Annotated in this window: 1 protein-coding gene; it reads left to right on the plus strand. The window is 62.7% G+C overall.

Going from position 1 to position 2,448, the window contains the following annotated elements:
* Positions 1–533 precede the first annotated feature (533 nt).
* Positions 534–2,363 carry a reverse transcriptase domain-containing protein gene (locus ACWDCZ_RS40400; protein ID WP_449818597.1) on the plus strand — a complete coding sequence of 610 codons (1,830 nt, stop codon included), beginning with the start codon at positions 534–536 and terminating at the stop codon, positions 2,361–2,363.
* Positions 2,364–2,448: the final 85 nt, after the last annotated feature.

Genomic DNA, 2,448 nt, shown 5'->3' on the forward strand with positions numbered 1-2,448 from the left:
CGAGTGCGCCCTGAAAGCGCCTGGTTGTATCCCTGGCATAGCCGGGAGGAATTCGGAGGTTATTCCTGGGCCCAATGGCTTACCTGGCGTCGAAAGACTAAGGGGACCGTAGCATGCCAGTAAAGCGGTGGCCGGGTCCAGATATCGGGGACGGTGCACCGCGAGGCCCGCGCGATATGGTGAAAGCTGGATTGCCTGAACCCTAATCTCCAGTCGATTCAAAGACAGATCCGCCGGAAAGGTATCCGAAGCCGGCGCCACTTCCTGCATCAGGTTCTTCGAACGCCGATGCAACTCCGGGGAGTGGGACGATGTCCAGCGAGGGCATTCAAGGAGATGAGTGGGGCACCTAAGTCGCGCTGATACGTACAACTAGGACGAACAGGGGATCACCTAAAGGGCGCGAGCCCCATGGTGACGGAGTGTCCGTAGTAGTCGCAGGAGTCACGACCTGCCAGGGAGGACGGGAAAGCCGTCCACAGGGCCAAGGGACACAGGTGACCGGATATCAACGGAACCGGGAGGTATGCGTAATGCAGAGCGCCGAAGCGGTACTTGATATCCTCCGTGAACGCGGCAGGCGCGGCCTGCCGTGCGAGGAGCTCTATCGGCAGATGTTCAACCCGCAGTTGTATCTCATGGCCTACGGGCGCATCTACTCCAACAAGGGGGCGATGACGCCCGGGGCGACAGGGGAAACCGCGGACGGCATGTCGCTGGCGAAGATCGGACGCGTCGTCGACGCGATGCGCCACGAGCGCCACCGGTTCAAGCCGGTCAAGCGGGTTTTCATCCCGAAGAAGAACGGGAAGCGAAGGCCGCTGGGGTTGCCGTCCTGGACGGACAAGCTGGTCGGTGAGGTGATGCGTCTCCTGCTGGAGGCGTACTACGAGCCGCAGTTCTCCGACCACTCCCATGGTTTCCGTCCCCACCGGGGCTGCCACACCGCACTGCGCGACGTGGCCCGTACCTGGACCGGGACCAGCTGGTTCATCGAGGGCGATATCGCCCAGTGCTTCGACGCGCTCGACCATCGGTTGATGCTCGAAACACTGGCCGAGAAGATCCACGACAACCGGTTCCTGCGGCTTGTGCGCAACATGCTCAAAGCCGGATACCTGGAGGACTGGAACTGGAATGCCACGCTGAGTGGCGCTCCGCAAGGCGGTGTCCTATCGCCCATCCTGTCCAACATCTACCTGCACCGGTTGGACTCCTTCGTCGAGAAAGTTCTCCTGCCGGAATACACCCGAGGCGGACTCAGGGCGAGGAACCCCGAATACCGCAGGGTCGGAGACGCTATCCGGCGTGCACGAAGGCGCGGAGACCGCACCGCCGTGCGCGCCTTGCGCAAGCGGCTTCATTCTCTCCCGAGTCAGGACATGAACGATCCGGGATACCGCCGCCTGCGTTATGTGAGATATGCCGATGACACCCTTCTCGGGTTCGCCGGACCCAAGGCCGAGGCCGACGAGATCAAACAGCGCCTCGCGCGGTTCCTGCGCGATGACCTCAAGCTGGAACTGTCCGAGGAGAAAACCCTGGTCACCCATGCCAGAACCGAAGCTGCCAGATTCCTCGGTTACGAGATCAGGACCCAGCGGGACGACGGGAGGTCCGAGCGGAAGAAGGGAAACCGGCGGCTCCGCCGCTCGGTGAACGGAACCATCGCCCTCCATGTCCCGAAAGACGTGATCAAAGCCAAATGCGCGCCCTACCTGAAACGCGGAAAACCCGCACATCAGCCGTCGATGTACAGGCACGACGATTACAGTCTCGTCGGCATCTTCGGTGCCAGGTATCGCGGGATCGTCCAGTACTACCTGCTGGCCGGCGACGTCCACCGACTGAACCGGCTGCACTGGGTCATGCAGTCCTCGCTGCTGTGCTCCCTGGCGAACAAGCACCGCTCGACCGTGTCGAAGATGGCCCGCAAGTACAAGGCCACCATCGAAACCCCGGCCGGGCCGCGCAAGTGCCTCCAGGTCAGCATCACCCGCGCCCCGAGCAGCAAACCACTGGTCGCCCGGTTCGGCGGAATCCCACTCCAGCGCAGAAAGAGCGCGGTTCTCAAGGACCGCGATCCTGTCCAGGCAGTCTCTGCACCACGCCAACGCGAGCTGGTCAGAAGGCTGTTGGCCGGGACCTGTGAGCTCTGCGGAGCGACCGAGGACATCACGGTCCACCAGATCCGCAAGCTTGCCGACCTCGGCCTCTTCGGGCAGGAACAACCCAACTGGGCTGCCGAAATGGCCAGGAGGAAACGAGTGACCCTACTCGTCTGCCCAACCTGCCACAACGACATCCACGTTGACTGCGAAAGCACACCTCACGGAAGTCACTGGAGAGCCCGTTGCGGTTAACGTCGCACGACGGGTTCGGGAGGAGGCCGCTGGGAAAAGGACCAGCCCACAGGCTGGCACCTCGCCCGGCGGTCCACCTCACACT

The sequence above is a fragment of the Kitasatospora sp. NPDC001225 genome (assembly GCF_053597855.1).